Origin of the sequence: Pedobacter nanyangensis, assembly GCF_003313505.1 — a bacterium.
In the GTDB taxonomy this organism is placed as follows: Bacteria; Bacteroidota; Bacteroidia; order Sphingobacteriales; family Sphingobacteriaceae; genus Pedobacter; species Pedobacter nanyangensis.
Map to the genome: position 1 here is coordinate 427,975 of NZ_QMHO01000003.1, position 22,880 is coordinate 450,854.

Here is a 22,880-nt window from a genome sequence, read left to right on the forward strand (position 1 = left end):
TGCTTAGTGATTAAAGGTGTCGATATAAAGTTGCTCAACCTGTTTGCGGGCCCACGCTTGCTTGCGCAGAAATTTTAGGCTGGAATTAACGCTGGGATCTTTGATGAAACAGTTGAAACGTAAAAGATAGCCAAGCTCTGCCCAGCCGTAATGCTCGCTCAGGCGGGTTACCACGTGCGCTAGTGTCTTGCCGTGCAATGGATTATTTTTTTGTTGGATATGGTCCATGCACAAAGTTAAGAGGATTGGCGTAATTGCAAAGCTACATTGGCCAATCCTTTTAATCAATTGTAACTATCCAACCGTATTACGAGGGTTTGAACGAGTAGTGGTAGCTCCCGCTCTGGATATCTTATAGTTTAACGAAAAGTAAAAATAACGTGTAACTGTATTAAAACGAACATCTTCCATACGGCTAGCATTTACGATCCTATCAATATTTGTATTTTGGTTCAGGATATCAAAACCTCTAATTGCCAAGGTTATTTTTCGCTGCATCAGGTACTGTTCAAGGCCAGCATTTAGTAAAAAAACATGGTTATTAAAACCATCGGCCCTGCCCGCCGTGCCATTATGTTGCAGCTCGGCGCTAATGCGCAGGTTCTTCACAAACTCCCAACTTAAGACTGCGTTGTTGAAAAAACTGAAATATTTATTATCAATTGCCGCTGGCAGCGAATTATTCACTCTGCTGTATTGCACGCCCAGATAAATGCCGGTGTTCAATTTATTGTCTATATCGTAACTAAAGTTGGTATTTGGCCCAACATTGTACCTATTGGTAATATTTTTTTCTGCACTGATAAACGAAGAAGTATGCGACATAAATAAGTTAAGCCCATATCCCATTCTCAAACCTTTTATTTTTGTAGGCTGCCCAAAGAAAGTTCCGGTCCTGATAAAGTAGTTGCCATCTACATTTTTGGGTTGCACATACTGCACGCCGTCTACGTAGCTCACACTGTTACCAATATCGTCAAAAGCATAATTGATCAGGAAATATCCATTCCAATATTTATTGTTATCGGCACTAAATGTATTAAAGTTGATGGACATCCGATGGTTTTTAGCTGCGGCTAAATTTGGATTGCCCATTCGTTGGTAAAGTGGATTGGTATTGTTTTGTACAGGCTGTAAATCAGTCACCGAAGGTAGATTTACGGAAGAATTATAATTGAGCTGTATGGTATGGTTGGCTTTATTTTTAAAATTAATGCTCAATCTGGGCAAAATATTGTAGTACTTTTTATCCAAATGATTTGTGCTATTTCCCAAAACATTATAAGTTGTGGCATCCAAACCTGTTTCTTGCAATCCAAAGCCAAAATTGTAGGTCCACTGTGTGCGGGTATGAATAAGGCCAAACCTTGCAGCCTGCAACCAGTTCTTATTATCTATGCTGTTCGACAAATCGGGAACAACAATTTCATATCGAGCTGTAACGTCGTTATAATCTAAGGTAAACTGCTGGGCATCAACCACACTTTGGTTGTAGATATAGCCTACATTGGCGCTCCATTTTTTATTTAGCTGACGCATATAATTAAGGTTAGCGGTATAAGTTTTGGCTACGTTTTCTTGGTCGGCCAGCTGATCTATCGTTTTGGCATCCTGCACACCGTTGGTATAGGCATTGATCAAAGATTTATTGGTCCAATTGGTGTTGTAGGTATTCTGAGTTCCATTTAACCTTAAGGAAATAGAACCTTTGCCAAAACGACGCAGTGCGGAAAATTCTCCAAAAAGTGCTGGCGTACTGCTTTTCTGGTTAAAATATTGGTTGCCATCGTTATTTTTGCCAGCGGCATCAAAGTTTGAATTAAAGTTTTTGATGTTCATATTCCTGGTGTAATTGAGGATTACATTCGGCCTGAACGTGATGTCCGTAAGCGAGTCGGGATGATACTCCAATTTGAAGTTAAAACGATGCGCTTCATTATCCGAGTTGCGGTTTAAAGCTTCCTGGGTTCGCAGTACATCATCCTGGTTAATATCCTGGATACTTGATATCCTGTTGCCTATCCCTTTGGAGAAATAGGTGAAATAGCTGCCACTAATGGCCAACTTATTATTTTTCCCCCAACTATTGCTGTAATTAAGTCCTCCGCTATGCGTGGTCACTTCGCCAATGGCACTATTGTCAAATACACCTGAGCCTCCAATGGTTGTACGGCCGTTGTTTACACTCACAGAAAAGCTACCGCCTGCAGGCGGGGCAAAAATATTGCCGATGTTTCCACCTGTAAAGCTGTTAAGATCTTCAAATTGGAAACTTGAATTGCTCACGTTGTTGCTCATCCCCAATATGGCAAACTGTAGGTTTTTGTTAAAATGGTTTGCGCTCAAATAGCCGTTATACCTATCTGTAGTGCCCCCGTACAAGTTAGCGTTCCCAAACCAACCTCGCTTTTTATCTTCCTTAATGGTTAGGTTCAATACTTTTTCACGTTGTCCGTCATCTATCCCCGTAGCTTTTGCTTCTTGTGTTTTACTATCAATTACCTGTACCTTAGCAATAGCATCTGCAGGCAGGTTTTTGGTGGCGGTTTTAGGGTCTGTACCAAAAAAATCTTTTCCATCAACCGTTAATCGGGAAACTTTTTGCCCCTGCACCAGGATATTGCCATCTCGATCTATTTCTACGCCTGGCAATTTCTTCAACAGCTCTTCCACTGCGGCATTGGGCTGGGTTTTAAACGCCCCGGCATTATATTCAATGGTATCTGCTTTAATTTTTACGTTGGCCTGTTGCCCGGTTACATTTATTTCCTTTAGCGATACTGCATCCTCGCTCATGGTTAAAGTGCCCAATGCCAAATCCTTACCGTTAATTTCGATAGGTTTTACAATTGTCTTATAGCCCAAGGCCGATATTTTTAGCTGATACTTAGCATTTTTCAAATCCTTAAGCAAAAAGTCTCCGTTATGGCTGGTAAGCGCTCCGTTTCTTTTGGTCGAATCTGATTGTTCGGTTAGTAATACGGCGGCATAGCCGATGGGCTCGTTATTTGCCGCAGATAGGACTTTACCGCTCAAACGATGATTTTGTGCGAAGACTTTCGTAGTTAATAGGCAGCAGAAGATAAAAAATAAGCTCTTTTTCATTAAAGTTTTTTGGTTAATAAAGGGGCTATCGCAACCTTCATGTACAAGACGCAGCGGGAAACAAAATGTGACAGTTTTTTTGAAAATAATTTCAAAAAGCTGTCACATTCAGTACTGGCCACTCGTTAAACCAACTTATCGATGCAGTTTTTTCCCTCTAAGGTACTGCAATAATTCCTGCGGCCTATCGGTTTGGATCATATTTACGCCTTTAGCGATAATCCAATCCCAGCTGTCTTTTAAATTCCCTTCGTCAACGGCCAAATCATCATGATGATTTGCATTTAAACTTGGCCATAAGGTATTTACCCAAACTCTGGAACCGGTGTTTTTGAGCTGTTCAAACTGGTTGATGATTTTCGAGGTATCGCTGCTAAATACCAATTCAAATGCTACAGGCTTCATTTTAGCACTATAATTACGGATAATGGTGGCGGCATTGGGCTTGTCTAAATTTACCACTGGCATGAAAACAACCTGGTCAAAGAATGCTTTACCTTTTTCAGAGATCACTTTATCATAATTGCCTCCACTTTTTACTACGGTTTGTTTCAAGGTGCCGGTGCGCTCCAATATTTTATAAACCTCCTCAAAGTGATTGTAACCCTTATCAATATTCACGAAGATCCTGTCTTTAGCCACCAGCATGGCTTCCTCGAGCGTAGGTATTTTGTGGTGGGTTTCTATCCCTATTCCGCTTTTGAGATGAAGCTTTTTAATTTCTTCCAAGGTAAGATCCGCAACATTTCCCTTTCCATTCGTGGTTCTATTTAAGGTTTTGTCATGCATTAAAACTAAATGGCCATCTTTAGTTTTTTGGATATCGATCTCCACCATATCTGCTCCCATTTTTATGGTATTTTCAATTGCTTTGATTGAATTTTCGGGAGCATTTCTCCAATCGCCCCTATGCACTACAACCAATACCTCTTTACTTTTAGGTTCAAAAAGCAGTTTCGAAACGGCGGCTATCTCGTTATTTTTTTGTTGTCCATAGCTAAACTGGGCCGTTAGCAGCATTAAAATGCCAAAAATCTTATTTCTCATATTCTTTATTTCGTGGGTGCAATACTAAACAAATCGAATGAAGTTCAATTGCGCTCCCGGTTATGAAATCTTTAATAAAAAAATCCCGCAAGTAAACTTACGGGATTTAACAGATTGTTTAACTGCTTTAATTAATTGCCGGCAGTCCACTTATTATTTTCTACATTACTATCAGGGAAAACTTGCTGAGGGTCTATCACCACTTCAACAACTTCGTCAGTAGTTGGATACCTTACGATCCAGCTTGTGTTTTTCATCCAAACATCTACAGGGACTTTTACAACATCTGTTTTACCACTTTTGGTTTTAATGCCCAAAATAATTGGCATGGGCATTTTATCTAGGTTGTCAACTTTGATCGTATAACCTGCAAATCCGTTACTATTCACTTGTTTTACTTCTGCAATACCCTGATCCATTTTCCAGTTATTAAGGAACCAGCTTTTCCAGAACCAGCTTAAATCTTCGCCTGCGGCATTTTCCATCGTACGGAAAAAATCATAAGGCGTTGGGTGCTTGTAAGCCCATTGGTGAATGTATTGCCTGAACGCAAAATCAAACCGGTCTTTGCCCAAAATCTGGTCTCTTAGAATATGTAATGCCCAACTTGGCTTAAAATATAGGTTAACCCCAATGTTAGCCTCGGCCATTCCATCGGGCATAAGCATCATATTTTCATATTTAGGGTTTCCGATAAATTGTTTACCAATAGCGTTCATATTCATTTGACGCGGCTTATATTCACCATTGTTAAATTCAGTACTTGAAAGATCATTGATAAAGGTATTGAAACCCTCGTCCATCCATCCAAATTTGCGTTCGTTAGAGCCCACAATCATGGGGAACCAAATGTGGCCAAACTCATGATCAATTACTCCCCAAGCATCTGCCTTTTTCGCTTTCCAACCACAAAACACGATACCAGGATATTCCATACCGCCAATATTGGTTGCCACGTTTACGGCCATTGGATATGGATATTCGTACCACATTTTAGAGTAGTGCTCAATGGAGGCTTTTACATATTCAACACCCCTTCCATAGCCATCAGCACCATTGCTTTCAACTGGATGGGCAGAAACGGCTAAAGATTTTTTGCCACTTGGCAGGTTAATCCTGGCGGCGTCCAATACAAATGCTTTTGAGGAAGCCCAAGCGGCATCGCGGGTATTGTTGATTTTAAATTTCCAAGTTAATTTATCTTTTGCTGGACGGGATTTGGGATCTGTCACTTCGGCTTCTGATCGGATATGGATTGTTTTATCACTATTTTTAGCTTCGTTCCAGCGCTTCAATTGTTCGGCGGTAAACACTTCCTGAGGGTTCAACAATTCGCCTGACCCCATCACAATGTGGCTTGCCGGCACAGTCACGTCAAAATTAATATCGCCATACTCGCAATAAAATTCACCAGCTCCCCAGTAAGGAAGGGTATTCCATCCCAGCACATCATCAAAAACACACATCCGAGGAAACCACTGGGCAATGGCAAATATTTCTCCATTTTGGGTTGCCAAGTGCCCAGTTCTATCTGAGCCCAGCACTGGAATTGTATACGCATAATCCATTTTGATCACTACAATGTCTCCGTTGGCAGCCATAGGTTGGTCTAAGCGAATTTGCATCCGGGTATCTTCTACCAACGAAGTAAATTTTACGGGCTTTGCTTTTTGTGAAACAGAAACATTGCTGATTTCGTAACCACCTTTAAATTTCTCCCCTTGGGCGCCGTACCTGCTACGGGCTGGGGTAATGGCAAGTCCTCTTGATTTTCCATCAAAAGAATTCTGATCTAACTGCAACCATAAATAGGGTAGTTTCTCCGGGCTATTGTTTCTATAAGTAATTGTTATAGTGGCCTTTACTCGGCTAGTTGCTTCATCCAAGCTGGCACTAATGTTATAATCGGCCCGGTTTTGCCAATATTTAGGCCCTGGAGCCCCGCTTGCCGAGCGGTATTCGTTACCGTTTTGGGTATAAAAAAGAGGTCCAAAAGCTTCTTCTGGCACGTACTTGGTTACTGGCTTATCTTGGGCGAAACTTAATTGTCCGCATAAAAGGGTAAGCAGTACCACTAAGGTTTTAGAAAATGTTTTCCGCATGTTTATGTCTGATATTATAATGCTAAGTTATCCTAAAAGAAGTAATATGCAAAAATAGCACACGAATATTACCGAGAGCCGGTTTTAACATAACACGTACTTTTTTAGGAGCTTGTTTGGTAGCCAGGCCAAAGCTTATCCCAACACCAGAGTTACAGTTTTCACATCTGTTTCTGGTAAGTTCGGGATTCTAAACTTTTTTAGTTATTTCCTTTTAATTTAGGCAACGGGGGCAACTTACGGGCATCTGCCGGCAACTTTTGCCACTCGCTGAAAGTAGTGGCAATATAAAGCGTATAGTTAAATGGCTTTTCAGCCTTAACCTGATCTATGGTTGGCCTGTACATGCCAATATAATCGTCCAGGTCCTTCTCTTTGTACTTTACTAGCTTTTGTATCACTTCCTTATTAAAGTTCTTGGAAATTTCTTCGTTAATATCTGCTGCTTCTTCCAATTTCTGCTCTTTTTCCTGCTGCCTGCGCCATTTACCATAACCTAGGCCCAAACGCAGTCCGCCCCTGTTTTTGGAATAATCTACCCTACGGGCGGGGGTAGCTTCTGCATCTTTGGCATCTAAAAATGGCGAAACTTTAGTGGTGGTAATGTTTACGGGGTTCAAATTATTTATCGCCATTCTTAAGTAAGTATTCTTGGGGAAAAGATTGACCAAATAAACAGTATCTGTTTGATACCCTACCAGTGCATAAGTAAGCAAGTCGCCCGTTTTAGCAGGAATAGCATAGTGGCCATCCTTATCGGTAAATACCACCGCTTTTGTAGCAAGATTGCGTACAGCTACGCCCTGTAATGCGGTACTACGCTGTTCATTATCGAAAACGTTTCCCGTCATATAAGTTTGCGCTTGCACAAAAAACGGCAATAATAAAAAAGCCAATAAAGATAATTTCTTTAACATATTCAAATTTAAGGTGCTTTACGCACTAACTAATCCTTTTAACAAAATTTAACACGCAAATTACTTTTTAAAGCAATGCTGATATTCATCTTCTTTAAAACCAAGCAAAACCGCCTGTTCATCTACTTCAACAATTGGTCTTTTGATAGCACTGGTATTGGCCAACAAATAAGCAATGGCCCGATCTGGCGAATTAATATTGGCCTGTTCTTCCTTGCTTAATTTCTTAAAAGTAAGTCCAGCTTTGTTGATCACCTTTTCCCAGCCAAAAATATTAAACCACTCGGTAAGCTTGGCCGGATCAGCTCCATTCTTTTTAAAGTCGTGAAATTCATATTCAACCTGATTATTTTTCAGCCAATCCTGCGCTTTCTTTACTGTATTACAATTGGGGATGCCGTATAGTTTTATCATTTTATTTGCATTAGCTGGCTAAGTTAACAAAACCGTGGCTTTGTTGGATAGCTATATTTTGTGGAATTCATTTTACATTATAGCAATATTCCATTTATAACTATCTTAGCCATATTTTTAAAAGAAGTGGCTTATGCTAAAACTGTCCTTTAAACAGCAAATACTTACCGGATTTGCGGTTTCCCTCGTCTTTGTTTTCATTTCTGCTGTTGCTTCTTATCTAAGTTTCAAATCTTTAAACGATAGTTATAATTGGGTAGAACATACACAAGAGGTTACTAAAACCGCCGAGCGTTTGGAAATTGAACTGCTCAATGCGGAAACCGGCCTGAGGGGGTACGTGCTTACCGAGAAAGAATACTATCGCGAGCCTTACGTAAAAAGCATTGATAAAATAATGCCTTTAGTTGAAAAACTACAGAATTTGGTAGGCGATAATAGCGTTCAGGAAGCGAAAATTGATAGTATGGCCATGTATGCAGGGCTTAAAACCGCGGACATGAAGCAAATCATGACCAAAACAGGTACGCTTGGTTTTGAAGCCGCAAAACAGCATATTTTAACCGACAAAGGCCGCATCTATAAAAATAAACTATTGCAATTTGCCGATTTGATGACGGCGGAAGAATATCGTTTGCTAGGTGAAAGAAGGGCGGTAATGGCGGCCAGAAGCAATCAAACCATTATTATTGTTAGCTTAAGTGCCCTCATTATTTTCGGCTTGATTTTATTCCTGTTAAGGTATATTAGAAAAACTTTTGACCAGCAAAAGGAAACGGAGAAACACATTCTCCTGACAAATGCGGAGTTGCAGGAGTTATCTGCAAAAAATGAGCAGCACAACTGGCTGTTAAGCAGCGAGGCAAGGGTAAATGATGTGATGAGGGGCGAGTTTAACATGGACCAATTGGCGCAGAACATCATTTCATCCATTTGCAACATATTAAATTTCCCAGTTGGGGTTTTTTATTTGGCAAACCGCTCGCAAAAAACACTATCTGTTAGAGGCACCTTTGCTATCCACGAAAATTTAGCCGGCAGGAAATATCATTTTGGAGAAGGCCTGGCCGGACAAACTGCTCTGGAAAAAAAGATAAGGGTATTTAGTCCGGTTCCAGATGGCTATATCAAAATCAGTTCGGTTTTGGGCAATGCCAACCCAAGCCATATCTTATGTCTACCGGTGTTGTTTGAAGAGGAAACGATTGCCGTTTTAGAAATTGGCCTAATTCATGAGCCCCTTGAAGCACACCTCATTTTTTTAGAGAAAATTGCCACCGATATCGGCATTGCTGTAAATAGCATGGTAGCTAAGGTAAAATTGCAAGAGCTTTTCGAAAAAACCCAGCAACAGGCCGAGGAGCTGATCAGCCAGCAAGAAGAGCTTCGCGTAACCAATGAAGACCTCATCCATAAAACTGAAGAACTACAGGCTTCTGAAGAAGAACTAAGAGTACAACAAGAAGAACTGCAGCAAGCCAATTCAGAACTTGAGGAAAAAGCGCAATTACTTGAGGAAAAAAATGCTTCCATTAACCAAGCTAAGGAAGCCATTGGATTAAAAGCGGCCGAACTGGAGTTAAGCAGCAGGTACAAATCTGAGTTTTTGGCAAACATGAGCCACGAATTGCGTACGCCGCTCAACAGTATTCTCATCTTGGCCAGGATTTTAAAAGAAAATAAGCTCAACAATCTTTCAGAAGAACAAATCAAGTATGCGGGGGTAATCCATAACGCCGGCTCAGATTTATTGGCGCTCATCAATGATATTTTAGATCTATCAAAAATTGAATCGGGCAAGGTAGATCTGGTGATCGAACAGGTTAAGCCTACGGCAATAAAGGCACAAATTGAGTCGCTGTTCAACGAACTGGCCAAACAGAAAGAGATACAGTTTAATTTTAACATCAAGGATAACATTCCCAGCACTATAGCTACCGATCAAACGAGGCTTGAACAAGTGGTCAAAAACCTCCTATCCAACGCCTTTAAATTTACCCGGAAAGGAGGAAAAGTGAGCGTTGAGGTTGGATTAGCGCAAAAAGAACAGATCAAATACAACAAGTCGCTTCTGGAGCTCGATAAAAGCCCGATTTATTTTGCCGTTAACGATAGTGGAATAGGTATTTCCAAGGATAAACAACAAATCATTTTCGAGGCTTTTCAACAAGAAGACGGATCAACCAGTAGAAAATATGGCGGCACAGGCTTAGGACTGTCAATCAGCAGAGAGCTGGCTAATTTATTGGGCGGGGAAATACAATTAACCAGCGAAGTTGGGGTAGGCAGTACCTTTACGCTACTTATCCCGCAGGATTTGGCCCTGGAAAACGCTTTAAAAACAACCACTGAAAAAGATAACATTATCGACCTTGCCGTAGCGGCAACGGCAAGTATCTCAGAAAACATCGAGATTGTTCCGCTGAAACTGAGTAATGGCAACAAACTGCTGATTGTGGAAGATGACGAAAACTTTGCCGAAATTTTGAAAGCCTATGCCATTGAGAAAGGTTTTGAGCCAATTTTAGCACACAGTGGAGATAAAGGGCTTGAATTGGCCATTTCGGAACTGCCCGACGCAATTGTATTGGACGTAATGCTGCCAGTAATGGATGGGTGGACGATCCTTAAAAAACTGAAGGCTAATCCGGCAACCCAACACATCCCCATCCACATGATGTCGGCTGGCGACGAAAAACCCGCCAAAGCCAAAAAAGAGGGCGCTATCGGTTTCCTTAAAAAACCCGTAGAGAAAGAAAAGCTTGATCATGCCTTTGAACTGCTTTCCAATCAGTACAAATATGATTTCCATAACGTACTGGTTATTGAAGACCAAGTATTGCAAAGTAACGAGCTCACCGAGCAGCTCATCAAAAAAGGCGCTAAGGTGTCACAGGCATATACCGGAGCCGAAGCTAGGCAAATGCTGGAAGAAAGTACTTTCGATTGCATCATTTTAGATTTGAAACTGCCTGATATTTCTGGTTTCGACTTGTTGGACGAAATTAAATCCAATCCAGATACCAAGGAGGTTCCGGTGATCATTAACACGGCCATGGAACTTGACAAGGACAAAATGTCCAGCATCATGCGGTATTCGCAGGCGATGGTGTTAAAAAGCAACAAATCCAATGATAGGCTGCTGGACGAGGTAAGCCTTTTTATGAACAAGCTACAAGCCGATGCTCCCAGCAGAGAAGAACTGCCCAAAATTGCCAAAACCCCCAAAAATTATGCTCCAACCATCGAAAAAGCGCTTGAAAATAAAACCATTTTGATTACCGATGATGATATGCGAAATATTTTCGCCCTATCATCGGCACTACAGGATTATAAAATAAAAGTGCTCATTGCGAATAACGGTATAGAGGCACTTGAAAAACTGGAACAGCATACGGAAATAGATTTAGTGCTGATGGATATTATGATGCCGGAAATGGACGGTTATGAAGCCATGCGGAAAATAAGGGCGCAGCGACATTTGGCCAACCTGCCCGTAATTGCCCTCACTGCCAAAGCCATGAAAAGCGACCGCGAAAAATGTATAGAGGCCGGAGCCAGCGATTACATTTCTAAACCCGTAGATATCGACAAACTACTTTCGATGTTGAGGGTTTGGCTAAGCTAGAGAACATGACAAAAGACGCGATTACAGACGAACAACTAGAAGAAATCATTTCGGTAACCAGAAACATCTATGGCTTCGATTTTGATGGATATTCCAGGGCATCCTTAAAAAGAAGGATCAATAGGATCATGGTGCTCAAAAGACTGGATTTCTTTGATTTAAGAAGTACCCTAACCAACAACAAGGACTTTTTCCATGATTTTTTGAATGAGGTGACCGTGAACGTAACCGAGATGTTCCGTGATCCAAAATTCTTCAAATCGGTTAAAGAAAACGTTATCCCCTACCTCAGCTCCTACCAACATGTAAAAATTTGGAATGCGGGTTGCTCTACAGGGGAGGAATTATACTCTTTTGCGATACTATTTGAAGAACAGGGCTTGTATAAACGAAGTTTTTTTTACGGCACAGACATTAACTATAAAGTGCTAGAAACCGCAAAAGAGGGCATTTACGACCTACAAAAAATGAAGCAATACTCTGAAAATTACCTGGCATTGGGCGGTGGAAAATCCTTGGCCAACTATTATGTTGCCCAATATGACGCAGCCTCTATTTCCCGACAACTGAAAAAAAATGTACTGTTCTCTATGCATAATTTGGTGTCCGATGGGCCATTCAATGAATTCCAGGTTATTTCATGCCGAAATGTGCTAATATATTTCAATCCGGAGCTGCAAAGAAGCGTAATCAACCTATTTTACGAGAGCTTGGCCAACTTTGGCTTTCTTTGCCTTGGGGGAAAAGAAACCATCCGAGACCCGCACCTGGCCAAAAAGTTCAAGGCTATCGACAAAAAGAACAACATTTACCAAAAAATTAACTAATTTCCCTAAAATGAGCAAGATAAACCTTTTAATTGTAGACGATAAGCAAGAAAACATTATTGCTTTGGAAGCCCTTTTAAATAGGAACGACATCAATATTATTACCACAACTTCGCCTAATGATGCGCTCCGTATTTGCTGGGAAAAAGAAATTGCCATCGCTCTTGTTGATGTCCAAATGCCAGAAATGAATGGTTTTGAGCTTGTAGAAATCCTAAAGAACAATGCCCGTACGCAAGATATTCTGATCATTTTCGTGACGGCTATTTCCACGGAACCCAAATATGCCATCAAAGGTTTAAGCGCCGGAGCGGTAGATTATCTATACAAACCACTGGATCCCTATATCACTTCGGCCAAAGTTGATTCGTTTATACAGCTAGTGAAGACCCAGATTGAGATCAAGACCAAAAATCTCCAGCTGGAAAAAATCCAATCTGATTTAATTAAGGCGAAGGAAGATGCCGAACAAGGCAAAAGAGCCAAAGAGAACTTTATGGCCAATATGAGCCATGAAATACGTACGCCTATTAACGGAATTATCGGCCTTGTTCATCTCCTCAAAAGAGAGGCCCTTAGCGATGAGCAAAATGAAATCGTCAATTTGCTTGATGTATCGTCCAACTCCCTCCTGGGTGTAATTAACGACATCCTGGATCTTTCAAAAATTGAGGCTGGCAAATATAGCATCAGCTTTGCGGAAACCGATATCAAGGATTTGGCCTCCAAAGCGGCCAACCTGCTAAACATTAAAGCGATTGAAAAGAATATTAGCCTAAAACTGCTGATTGACGATAACGTACCTCGGTTTATCATGGCTGATTCCCTGCGCCTTAACCAAATTTTCATGAACTTGTTAAGCAATGCCGTAAAATTTACGAATGAGGGTGAAGTGATTTTTAAGGTAGAGGTTTTGGACGAAAAACCAAGCACTGCTTTTCTTCGCTTTTCGGTAATTGATACTGGTATTGGCATTTCGCAGGAAAATATAGAAACCATTTTCCATTCTTTTGAGCAGGTAGAAAACGTACATACCAGAGTTTACGGAGGCACGGGACTGGGCCTTTCCATCGTTAAAAAACTTGCGGAACTTAAGGGTGGTGAGCTTGATGTGAAAAGCGAGCTTGGAAAAGGCAGCACCTTCTCTTTCACCAAGTGGTACAATGTGGTAGAGAAAGAGGAAAAGATAAAGGTTGGCAAAGGACCGGAGCAATTGGCCGCCCTTACCGGGTTAAAGGTTTTGGTAGCCGAAGACAATTCGATCAACGTGTTTCTTATCGTAAAAATCCTGAACGATTGGAAGGTACAAACTACGGTGGTAACCAACGGTGCCGCAGCACTGGATGCCTTGGAAAAAGAACACTTTGATTTGGTCCTGATGGACACCTACATGCCCGTGATGAATGGGTTGGAAGCGATCAAAAAGATTAGGGCTGGCCACATTCCCGGCAAGGAAAAAACACCTATCATATCTTTCTCTGCCGGGGTGCTGGACCATGACAAGGAAACGGCCAAAGAAGTTGGTGCCGATGATATTATTGGCAAGCCATTTAAAATTGACACGCTGCATGAGAAAATTAGCACGCTAACCAAAAGGTAAACCGGCTATTTATTAAACAAGGTCATGGTTTGGGCCGCACCAATCGTTACAAAACTTTTAATCATACTTACTGCCCTGTTTACCAGCACGGGCAGTTCTTTTTTCTCATTTTTATCAAATTGCCCCAACACAAATTCAGCTTGCCTACCTTTTGGAAAATCATCGCCTATTCCAAAACGCAAACGGGCATAGTTTTGGCCCCCGCATACTTCCTCAATACTTTTTAGGCCGTTATGGCCCGCACTGCTTCCCTGTAGTTTCATTCTCAACTTGCCCAGCGGCAAAGCCAAATCATCAACCAAAACCAGTACATTTTCGGGGGCTATCTTCAGTTCCTTCATCCAATAATTCACCGCCTTCCCGCTCAGGTTCATATAAGTAGTTGGTTTAATGACATGTAGTTTTTTGCCTCTGTGGGAAACTTCGGCATGATAGGCCAACCTGCCGTGCTCAAAATTACCTTCCAAGCCAGCAACCAGTTCATCGGCAATATCAAAGCCTATGTTATGACGCGTCCCTACATATTCGGCACCAATGTTGCCCAAACCTACAATCAAGAATTTCATGTGCGCAAAGGTAAGCAGTTAACCGTTAAAAGTGGAAAGTTACGAGTTAAAAGTTGTAAGCGAAATGCCTGTAAACAAAAATGGCATCCCGTTAAGGAATGCCATCTTATTTTGTCAATCAAAGACCTAAATCTTTGGATTATTTACCGCCTTTAGCGGCGTTTTCTGCTTGTTTCAATGCTCTTGACATTCCTACTGATACGATAGTATCCTCTGGAGTGTTGGTTACAAAGTACTCGCCTTTTTCAAGGTCGCGAACGCGGAACAAGTTCCCAACTTCCATTTTAGCAATGCTCACTTCAACTACTTGAGGCATGCTTTTAGGCAATGCTTTCACACGTAGTTTACGTAATTTTTGAACTAATTTACCCCCCATTTTAACACCTGGAGAAGTTCCGGTTAATTTCACAGGGATTTCCATGGTGATTTCTTTATCGTCAAACAATTGAAGAAAATCAACGTGCAACAACAAATCAGTTAATGGGTGAAACTGAGTATCCTTAACGATAGCTTTTACAACTTTACCATCAAGGTTGATCTCAATAAAGTTAGCTTCTGGCGAGTAGATAGCTCCGTTTAAATCAGTTCTGGTAACAGCAAAATGCACTTGCTCTTTACCTCCATACAATACAGCGGGAACCTTACCTTCGTAGCGAAGCTCTTTGGCATCGCGTTTCCCTACGTTCTCCCTAAGAGAACCGCTAATAGCGATAGTTTTCATGTTTATATATTTATTTATTAGTATCAAGTATTTGGTATCGAGTATCAAGACTTACGCCTTAAACCTTTTACCTTACACCTTTAATTACACTCTAAAAAGCTCACTAATTGAGCCGTTTTCATTTACGCTGGCAATAGCTTTAGCAAATAACTTTGCCGTACTCAGCTGTCTAATTTTCGGGCTGCTTTGCTTCAATGGAATGGTATCTGTAACGATCAATTCCTCAAGCACCGAGTTTTCGACAGTTTCGTAGGCCTTACCCGAAAGTACAGGATGAGTACATACTGCCCTTACGCTCTTCGCTCCATTATCCATAATCAGCTGGGCCGCCTTAGCTAAAGTTCCGGCGGTATCACAAATATCATCAATCAGCACAATATCTTGTCCGGTCACATCTCCAATGATCGACATTGATTCGATCTCATTAGCACGTTTACGACGTTTGTCACAAATCACCACCTCGGCATTAAAAAACTTGGCAAAAGTTCTGGCTCTATAAGAACCGCCCATATCTGGTGAAGCGATGGTTAGGTTTTCTAAACCCAAACTTTTGATATAAGGAACAAAAATCACCGCTCCATCTAGGTGGTCCACCGGGATATCAAAAAAACCTTGAATTTGCGCCGCATGCAAGTCCATGGTCATGATACGGTGGATTCCCGCCGCTTTCAATAAATTAGCAACCAATTTAGCGCCAATGGCCACACGTGGCTTATCTTTTCTATCCTGCCGGGCCAAACCATAGTAAGGAACTACTGCGGTAATGTAATGCGCAGATGCTCTGCGAGCGGCATCAACCATCAACAAAAGCTCCATTAAATTATCACTAGGTTGGTGCGTAGATTGCACTAGGAAAACATCACTACCTCTAACCGATTCATCAAATGAGGGCTGGAATTCGCCATCGCTAAACTTACTTAAGGTAACATTTCCGAGGGGTTTACCGTATTCTTCAGCTATTTTACTGGCAAGGTCTTTGGTTCCACTTCCAGCAAAAATTTTAACAGGGTTAAATTGCAATGGCATGATTTGCGGGTATCAATGCTTGTTAATAAAAAATCGGGTTGCGGTTTCATTCACAACCCGACGTGATTTTGTTGTCCGACCTGGATTCGAACCAAGACAAACGGTACCAAAAACCGTTGTACTACCCTTATACTATCGGACAATCTTCCTTTTCAGCGGCGCTCTCAAGCGTATTGCTGAAAGGGAATGCAAATGTACGCACATTTTTGATACTTGCAAACATCTTGCGCAAAAATTTTTAAAATATTTTCTACCTCCACTGATTGTCAGATATATTTAGTTATTTTTTGTTAAATAAGAATATTCGCTAACTTCTATATCAATCTATTTCTTTATTTTCGGCAGCATTTAATGCATCAAAACCAAGGGTTAAGAAACCATATCAGAATATGAACTATTCAAAAGTAAACAATATCATTGGCTGGGCCTGTTTCCTGATTGCCACTATTACTTATGTTTTAACACTAGAGCCAACCGTAAGCTTTTGGGATTGCGGCGAATTTATTGCCTCAGCCTATAAAATGCAGGTGGTACATCAACCCGGAGCTCCCTTATTTTTAATGATCGAGCGCTTTTTTTCTTTACTTGCCATGGGCGATAAAACCAAGATTGCCTACTTTATGAACTTTGGTTCTGCGGTGGCCAGTGGCGCAACTATCCTATTTTTGTTTTGGACCATTACAGCCCTAGCCAAAAAAGTACTGGTGAAAAAAGGCGAAGAGATTTCAAGTGCCACGCTAATCACCATTATGGGCGCAGGCGTGGTTGGCGCTTTGGCCTACGCCTACTCTGATAGCTTTTGGTTTTCAGCGGTTGAAGCAGAAGTTTACGCACTCTCATCGCTATTTACGGCCATTGTATTTTGGGGCATCCTGAAATGGGAAGCCGTTGCCGAAGAACCTAAATCAGATCGCTGGTTACTGTTCATCGCCTACATTATGGGTTTATCTATCGGGATACACCTTTTAAACCTGTTAACCATCCCAGCGATTGCTTTTGTATATTATTTCAAAAAAACACCGCAGCCTACCACTGCAGGCATATTTAAAACCTTAGGTGTAGGCATCCTGATTTTGGCTTTCGTACAATATGGAATTATCCAATATTTGGTTTCATTTGGCGCCTATTTTGACCTGTTTTTTGTAAACACGCTAGGTTTGGGCTTTGGAACGGGCGTATTGTTTTTTGCAATTTTACTTATTGGAGGCTTGGTTTGGGGCATTAGATACTCCATCAAACATCAAAAACGAGTTTTAAATCTAGCTCTATTGTCAACGGTACTGATCATTTTTGGCTATGGCTCATTTGCCATGATCTTGATTAGGGCACAGGCGAAACCAAACCTGAACAACAGCGACCCTGATAACGCATTTTCGTTTTTAAGCTATCTGAACCGTGAGCAGTATGGGGATAGGCCCTTGCTTTTTGGTCCAAATTACAATTCGATCCCAAAATATAAGGACGATGGTTCAGCTCCTATCTACGTAGAAACGGGCAAAACCTATCGCAAAGGCGATACCAAATATGAAGTTTCGGGAACTAGGAGCAAACGGATCTATGGGGAGAACGAAACCTTCCCCGACAGTATCCGCAGGCTTCAGCACGAAGTGCTGTTCCCTCGCATGTACAGCGATGAACAGAGGCATATTGAGTATTATCAAGACATGATGGGCTTTGACGAAAATCATTTCCCTAATTTTTTCGATAACATAGGGTTCTTTATGCGCCACCAGGTTGGGTTTATGTACATGCGATATTTCCTTTGGAATTTCGCCGGCCGCCAAAACGAAGAACAAGGGCAGGGCAGCCTTTACGAGGGCCAGTGGATTAGTGGCGTAAAACCTATTGATGCCATGCTATACGGTGATCAAAGTAACTTACCCCCATCTATTAAAGACAGCAACTCATACAACCGTTTTTATTTCCTGCCTTTAATATTAGGCGTTATCGGTGCGGTTTGGCACTTTGGCCGCCATCCTAAAGATGCAGGCATCATTGGGCTGTTGTTTTTCTTTACGGGCCTCGCTATTGTGCTTTATCTTAACCAAAAGCCTTTAGAGCCAAGGGAAAGAGATTATGCCTACGTGGGCTCTTTCTATGCTTTTGCCATTTGGATAGGCTTGGGCATTATTGCCATTAGGGAGTGGTTATTTAAAAAATTAGATCCAAAAACCGGGGCCATTGCCGCAAGTGCAATTGGTTTGCTCGTTGCACCGGTATTAATGGCCAAAGAAGGCTGGAACGACCACGATCGTTCTACCAAAACCCTGGCCAGGGACATTGCCATTAGTTATATGGAATCATGTGCGCCAAATGCAATTCTTTTCACCTACGGCGACAACGATACTTATCCGCTTTGGTATGCACAGGAGGTTGAAGGCATCAGACCTGACATTAGATTGGTAAATTTAAGTTTATTTGACACGGATTGGTATATCAACGGCATGAAGCGCAAGGTGCATGAATCGGAAGCTTTGCCTATCTCGATGACCGAAAAACAATATGTTTCTGGCGTAAGGGATGTAATGTACTACAAAGAAATGGGCATTGCAGAACCTGTTGAACTTAAACAGATTGTAGACTTGCTATTGTCTGATGATGCCGGGGATAAGCTTCCGTTGCAGGATGGTACATCAACCAACTTTATCCCTACCAAGAAGTTTAAGCTCACCGTTAATCCACAGGATGTGATCAATACCAAAACCTTGCCTGCCAGCCGTGCCGGAGAAATTGTGCCAAGTATTGAATGGACTTTCAACAAAGGTTACGTAACTAAAGGGACTTTGGCCATGCTTGATATTTTGGCGCACAACAACTGGAAACGCCCTATCTATTTTGCAAGCACCATTCCTTCAGACCAATTTAACGGATTGGACAAATATTTGTACAGTGAAGGTTTAGCCTTAAGGTTATTGCCTTTAGATCCTTCAAAAAGAATTGAAGAGGAACAGCCAGTTAATTTGGAGCCTATGTATGAACATGTCATGAACAAGTTCAAATGGGGCAACATTAAAAATGCGAAATATTTGGATATCCAATCTGCTGATGACATCTCTATTTTCAACAATATTTTTAATAGCTTAACCACCGGCCTTATCCATGCAGGAAGGCTTGAGGATGCCAAAAAGGTGATGAAGAGATATGATGAGGTGATCCCAAGCAAGATTTATAGCATGCGTGCGGCTATGAGTGCAGCAACCATGGCACAAAATCTCTATATCCTAGGCGAAACGGAAAGAGCAACCCAACTGATCAAGAAATATTCGGATTATATTGGCAAGGAAATTACCTACTTAGGTGATGTAACCAGAAGCAAGGAAAGAATGATCGGCCGTGATGCCGTGCAAATTGGGCTATTTTACGGTTTGATGCCCATGGCAAAAGTTGCGGAACAATACCACCAGCCTAAATTGGCCAAGGATTTAGAAAAACAGATTATGACATTGTTTAACCATGGGGGGTTTGCCCAGTACCTAGGCGAGCTGCCTCCAGATTTTATGAAACTATAAGATGAATGTCTTCTGAGATATAAAGCCGCTTGAAATGATTCAAGCGGCTTTATATTTGGGTGATTTTTTAGTGTGGCATAATCTTTTTCGATTAGCCTTTCGATATGGTTCAAAGATCTCTCCGCAAGGCCGGGACGATGGAAAGGAACGGATATACTGAATAAAGGCGGAGTGCAGATGCGATAAGTTATCCGAGATGAAACCGTCTGAAAACCACTATCATGTCGAGATTACGAGGCATCTCCCTGTAATTGTCGAAGATTCTTCGCTATGCTCAGCGTGATAAGGCACTTTAATTTAACAACATGACTTATGGCATCGTAGATTTTATCCTTTGTACACCATTAAAGTCCTTTCAGAAACCAGAGAAAACAATAGATAGGCGATAAAAAAAGCCTCAACTCAAATGACCTGCATAAAAAAGCACAACCATTGCTGATTGTGCTTCTTTTAGTGAGATATAACTCTTTTATCCTTCGTTTACTACGCCCATTGCGCAGAATTTATCAATCCGCTTGGCGATCAGTTTTTCAGTATCGGTCTTTTTCAGTGATTTTAAATCATCCAAAATCTGTGTCTTTAGCGTTTGGGCCATTTCTTCCGGATTTTGATGTGCTCCGCCAAGGGGTTCTTTCACTACGCCATCAATCAATTTGTTTTTGAACATGTCTTCGGAAGTAAGTTTCAGGCATTCGGCAGCTTTTTCTTTAAAGTCCCAGCTTCTCCATAAAATAGAAGAACAAGATTCAGGAGAAATTACAGAGTACCAGGTGTGCTCGAGCATATATACCTTATCGCCAATACCGATACCTAATGCACCGCCAGAAGCGCCTTCACCTACGATAAAGCAAATGATGGGTACTTTAAGGACCGACATTTCCAGCAGGTTACGGGCGATGGCCTCTCCTTGTCCACGTTCTTCGGCTTCAAGGCCTGGGTAGGCACCCATGGTATCGATAAACGAAATTACTGGCTTATTGAATTTTTCGGCCAGGCGCATTAAGCGCAGTGCTTTTCTATAGCCCTCGGGGTTAGCCATACCGAAATTCCGATATTGGCGCTCCTTGGTATTTTTGCCTTTTTGGTGACCGATGATCATAACGGTTTGTCCATCGATGGAGGCAAAACCACCAATAATGGCCTTATCGTCCTTTACCGTTCTGTCGCCATGAAGTTCGATAAAATCGTCGCAAATGGCATTGATGTAATCCAATGTTTGCGGGCGTTCTGCATGGCGGGACATTTGAACTTTTTGCCAACCGGTTAGGTTCGAATAAAGATCTTTACTGGTTTGCTCAGCCTTTTCTTCAAGCTCTGTCAGCGTTGCCGACATATCAACTTTGGTTTTGTCGGCTATTTGCTTCACCTTGTCGATTTGTTGGTACAAATCTGACAAAGGCTTTTCGAAATCAAAAGATGTTTTCAGTTGTTGCATATGGGGCGGTAAAATTAAGCATTTATCTGCAAACAATTAACAATAAAATTTAGGGTAAAGTTTAAGTGGCCCTGAAGGTTGTTGTTTTGTTAGGGCAAAGGCCTTGCAAAATAGCCCCGATTGAAGTGAAAATACTTTTTGCTGCAGGTCATCCACAAAAAAAGCCCTCGCAGGTTTTTGAAAACCTGCGAGGGTTAGGCATTGGCGATCACAAAAAGATTGTAACGGAAAGCGGGACTGCCTTGGACAGTAGCCCGGTAATTGCGCTTCTAGGCTTAAAATTTGGCTGGCTGTCCTTGTTTAGGGGTAGATTTTTTGATAAACTCCCGGATGTGGTCATTTCCCAGGGCCAAATCTATTTTGCGTAAATACATCATGTGGCCGCTTTCGTACCCTTCCCAGCTCATTCGGTCTTTTAGTTTACCGCTTGGATCCATTTGCCACATGTTATATTTGGCGTTGAAATAGTCGCAGGCACCGTCGTAATAGCCCGATTGTACCAGCAAGTGCAAGTAGGGGTTTTGCGCCATGGCGGCCCTTAAATTTTCGCCGGTATTGTCGCCGGTTCTGTCCCAAGGATGCACTGGGCCGAACATGTTATACTTTAGATCGGTTTTATAATTCAACTGGTTGCGCAGGTACATGTTGATGGCCGGTGTAAAGGAGTGCAGCCATGAAGTGAGTTCGGCATTATAATCGGGGCGATCGCCCGCATCCGATTTATCGATACCTTTATACCTGGAGTCCAATCGTCCAACAGTAAAACCTTTGTCTCTTAACAGTTCTTTCCAGAATAAATTGGTGGAGATATTGAGGTTGTTCTGTAGGATTACTTTTTCGGGGAGCCCAGAGAAACGGGCCATTTTAGCCGCCATTTTCTTTTTTTCATCGGCGGAGATAAAGCCTCCCCTGGCCATGGCCGGCATTAGTTCGTTGATGGTAAATGTTTCTACCTCGGGCAGCATGTCGGTTAGTTTTTTAGCTTGGAGATCTGTAGGCAAAGCTTTGTGATACCAGGCGGTTGCCGCAAAATAAGGTAGGCGCAGGGCAGCATCCATTACGCCTCCCCGCTCAATGCCGAGCTCGGTTGGTGAAACCAAAATTACACCGTTTAGGTACATCCAATGGTTGCTTTGCAGTTCCAAAGCTAGGCCTGATACACGTGTGGTACCGTAGCTTTCCCCGATCAAGTATTTGGGCGAGGCCCATCTGTTGGTACGGGTAACAAAGGTATTGATCCACTCGGCGAGGTATTTGATATCTGCCCTTACTCCAAAAAACTTGTTGGTGGGCACGTCTTTACTTACTGCCCTGGAATAGCCTGTATTTACGGGATCGATGTAGACGATATCTGCCACGTCTAATATGGATGTACTGTTGTCTTTATAGCCGTAGGGTTGTACGGGGTAGCCTTCATCATCGATATTAAGTACTACGGGGCCGGTGTAGGCAATGTGCATCCAAACTGAAGCAGAGCCCGGGCCACCATTGAATGAAATCACCAATGGCCGGCTGTCTTTATTGGAAACATCGGTTCGTTCGTAATAGGTATAGAACAGACCTGCCAGGGTTTTGCCTTCTTCGTCCCAAACGGGCAAGGTTCCAGCGGTAGCTTTATAGGGCACCGCCTTGCCGTTGATGTTTACACTATGGTTAGTTACCACGGCACTTTCTGGCACTATGTTTCGGGAAGCGATATTGTTGTTGATTTTTAATGCAGGTTCTTCTTTTGGGGCTTGTGCATTTGCTGCGTTAGTCCTTTGCGGAGGAGGAGTACCTTGTGGTTGGGTTCTTTGGGCAAACGCCACGTTTGACAGCACCAATGCTAAGCTAGCGATGGTAATGGTTTTCTTCATTCTTATAAGGTTTAAGGTTGTTGTCCATAAATATCTGCAAAGTGAAAGGCAAACACCTAATTAACACTAAAATGTTACTGATACTGATGGTTATTTGATGCCTACAGGCTGGTGGCCAATGGACCAT

At 41.9% G+C, this 22,880-nt stretch carries 15 protein-coding genes; 4 read left to right on the forward strand and 11 right to left on the reverse strand.

What is annotated here, in order from left to right:
- Nucleotides 1-3: 3 nt before the first annotated feature.
- The 6 genes from DUT71_RS07910 to DUT71_RS07935 all read right to left on the reverse strand — a co-directional run bounded on the left by DUT71_RS07910 (nt 4) and on the right by DUT71_RS07935 (nt 7,585).
- Nucleotides 4-228 (reverse strand): VF530 family protein, encoded by a 225-nt coding sequence (locus DUT71_RS07910; protein ID WP_113661985.1) that lies wholly within the window; start codon nt 226-228, stop codon nt 4-6.
- A 66-nt stretch (nt 229-294) separates the two neighbouring features.
- Nucleotides 295-3,105 (reverse strand): TonB-dependent receptor, encoded by a 2,811-nt coding sequence (locus DUT71_RS07915; RefSeq protein ID WP_113661986.1) that lies wholly within the window; start codon nt 3,103-3,105, stop codon nt 295-297.
- 135 nt (nt 3,106-3,240) lie between these two features.
- Nucleotides 3,241-4,152 (reverse strand): glycerophosphodiester phosphodiesterase family protein, encoded by a 912-nt coding sequence (locus DUT71_RS07920; protein ID WP_113661987.1) that lies wholly within the window; start codon nt 4,150-4,152, stop codon nt 3,241-3,243.
- Between the two features lie 131 nt (nt 4,153-4,283).
- Nucleotides 4,284-6,254 carry a M1 family metallopeptidase gene (locus DUT71_RS07925; protein WP_113661988.1) on the reverse strand — a complete coding sequence of 657 codons (1,971 nt, stop codon included), beginning with the start codon at nt 6,252-6,254 and terminating at the stop codon, nt 4,284-4,286.
- A 200-nt stretch (nt 6,255-6,454) separates the two neighbouring features.
- Complete coding sequence (locus DUT71_RS07930) at nt 6,455-7,171, reverse strand: hypothetical protein (protein ID WP_113661989.1); 717 nt, start codon at nt 7,169-7,171, stop codon at nt 6,455-6,457.
- A gap of 60 nt (nt 7,172-7,231) precedes the next feature.
- Complete coding sequence (locus DUT71_RS07935; RefSeq protein WP_113661990.1) at nt 7,232-7,585, reverse strand: Spx/MgsR family RNA polymerase-binding regulatory protein; 354 nt, start codon at nt 7,583-7,585, stop codon at nt 7,232-7,234.
- Nucleotides 7,586-7,718: 133 nt separating this feature from the next.
- Here DUT71_RS07935 and DUT71_RS07940 point away from each other — a divergent pair, with 133 nt between their 5' ends.
- From DUT71_RS07940 to DUT71_RS07950, 3 genes are read left to right on the forward strand one after another with little or no spacing between them, the layout of a single operon-like run.
- Entirely contained in the window at nt 7,719-11,213 is a 3,495-nt protein-coding gene (locus DUT71_RS07940; protein ID WP_113661991.1) for a response regulator, read from the forward strand.
- A gap of 5 nt (nt 11,214-11,218) precedes the next feature.
- Complete coding sequence (locus DUT71_RS07945) at nt 11,219-12,040, forward strand: CheR family methyltransferase (RefSeq protein ID WP_113661992.1); 822 nt, start codon at nt 11,219-11,221, stop codon at nt 12,038-12,040.
- A 10-nt stretch (nt 12,041-12,050) separates the two neighbouring features.
- On the forward strand, nt 12,051-13,640 hold the full coding sequence (locus DUT71_RS07950; RefSeq protein WP_113661993.1) for a response regulator: 1,590 nt from the start codon (nt 12,051-12,053) through the stop codon (nt 13,638-13,640).
- Between the two features lie 5 nt (nt 13,641-13,645).
- Here DUT71_RS07950 and pth read toward each other — a convergent pair whose 3' ends face one another.
- From pth to DUT71_RS07965, 3 genes are all read right to left on the reverse strand, one after another.
- On the reverse strand, nt 13,646-14,206 hold the full coding sequence (pth, locus tag DUT71_RS07955; protein WP_113661994.1) for an aminoacyl-tRNA hydrolase: 561 nt from the start codon (nt 14,204-14,206) through the stop codon (nt 13,646-13,648).
- A 139-nt stretch (nt 14,207-14,345) separates the two neighbouring features.
- Nucleotides 14,346-14,927, reverse strand: coding sequence for a 50S ribosomal protein L25/general stress protein Ctc (locus DUT71_RS07960; protein WP_113661995.1), 582 nt, complete (start codon nt 14,925-14,927; stop codon nt 14,346-14,348).
- 84 nt (nt 14,928-15,011) lie between these two features.
- Nucleotides 15,012-15,953, reverse strand: a complete 942-nt coding sequence (locus DUT71_RS07965) for a ribose-phosphate pyrophosphokinase (RefSeq protein WP_113661996.1) — start codon at nt 15,951-15,953, stop codon at nt 15,012-15,014.
- A gap of 389 nt (nt 15,954-16,342) precedes the next feature.
- Here DUT71_RS07965 and DUT71_RS07975 point away from each other — a divergent pair, with 389 nt between their 5' ends.
- Complete coding sequence (locus DUT71_RS07975) at nt 16,343-19,462, forward strand: protein O-mannosyl-transferase family (protein ID WP_113661997.1); 3,120 nt, start codon at nt 16,343-16,345, stop codon at nt 19,460-19,462.
- A gap of 469 nt (nt 19,463-19,931) precedes the next feature.
- Here the strand turns inward: DUT71_RS07975 and DUT71_RS07980 are convergent, their stop codons facing one another.
- Both DUT71_RS07980 and DUT71_RS07985 read right to left on the reverse strand, forming a co-directional pair.
- On the reverse strand, nt 19,932-20,897 hold the full coding sequence (locus DUT71_RS07980; RefSeq protein ID WP_113661998.1) for an acetyl-CoA carboxylase carboxyltransferase subunit alpha: 966 nt from the start codon (nt 20,895-20,897) through the stop codon (nt 19,932-19,934).
- Nucleotides 20,898-21,172: 275 nt separating this feature from the next.
- Nucleotides 21,173-22,753: a S10 family peptidase gene (locus DUT71_RS07985; RefSeq protein WP_113661999.1), complete on the reverse strand. Its 1,581-nt coding sequence runs from the start codon at nt 22,751-22,753 to the stop codon at nt 21,173-21,175.
- Between the last annotated feature and the right edge of the window lie 127 nt (nt 22,754-22,880).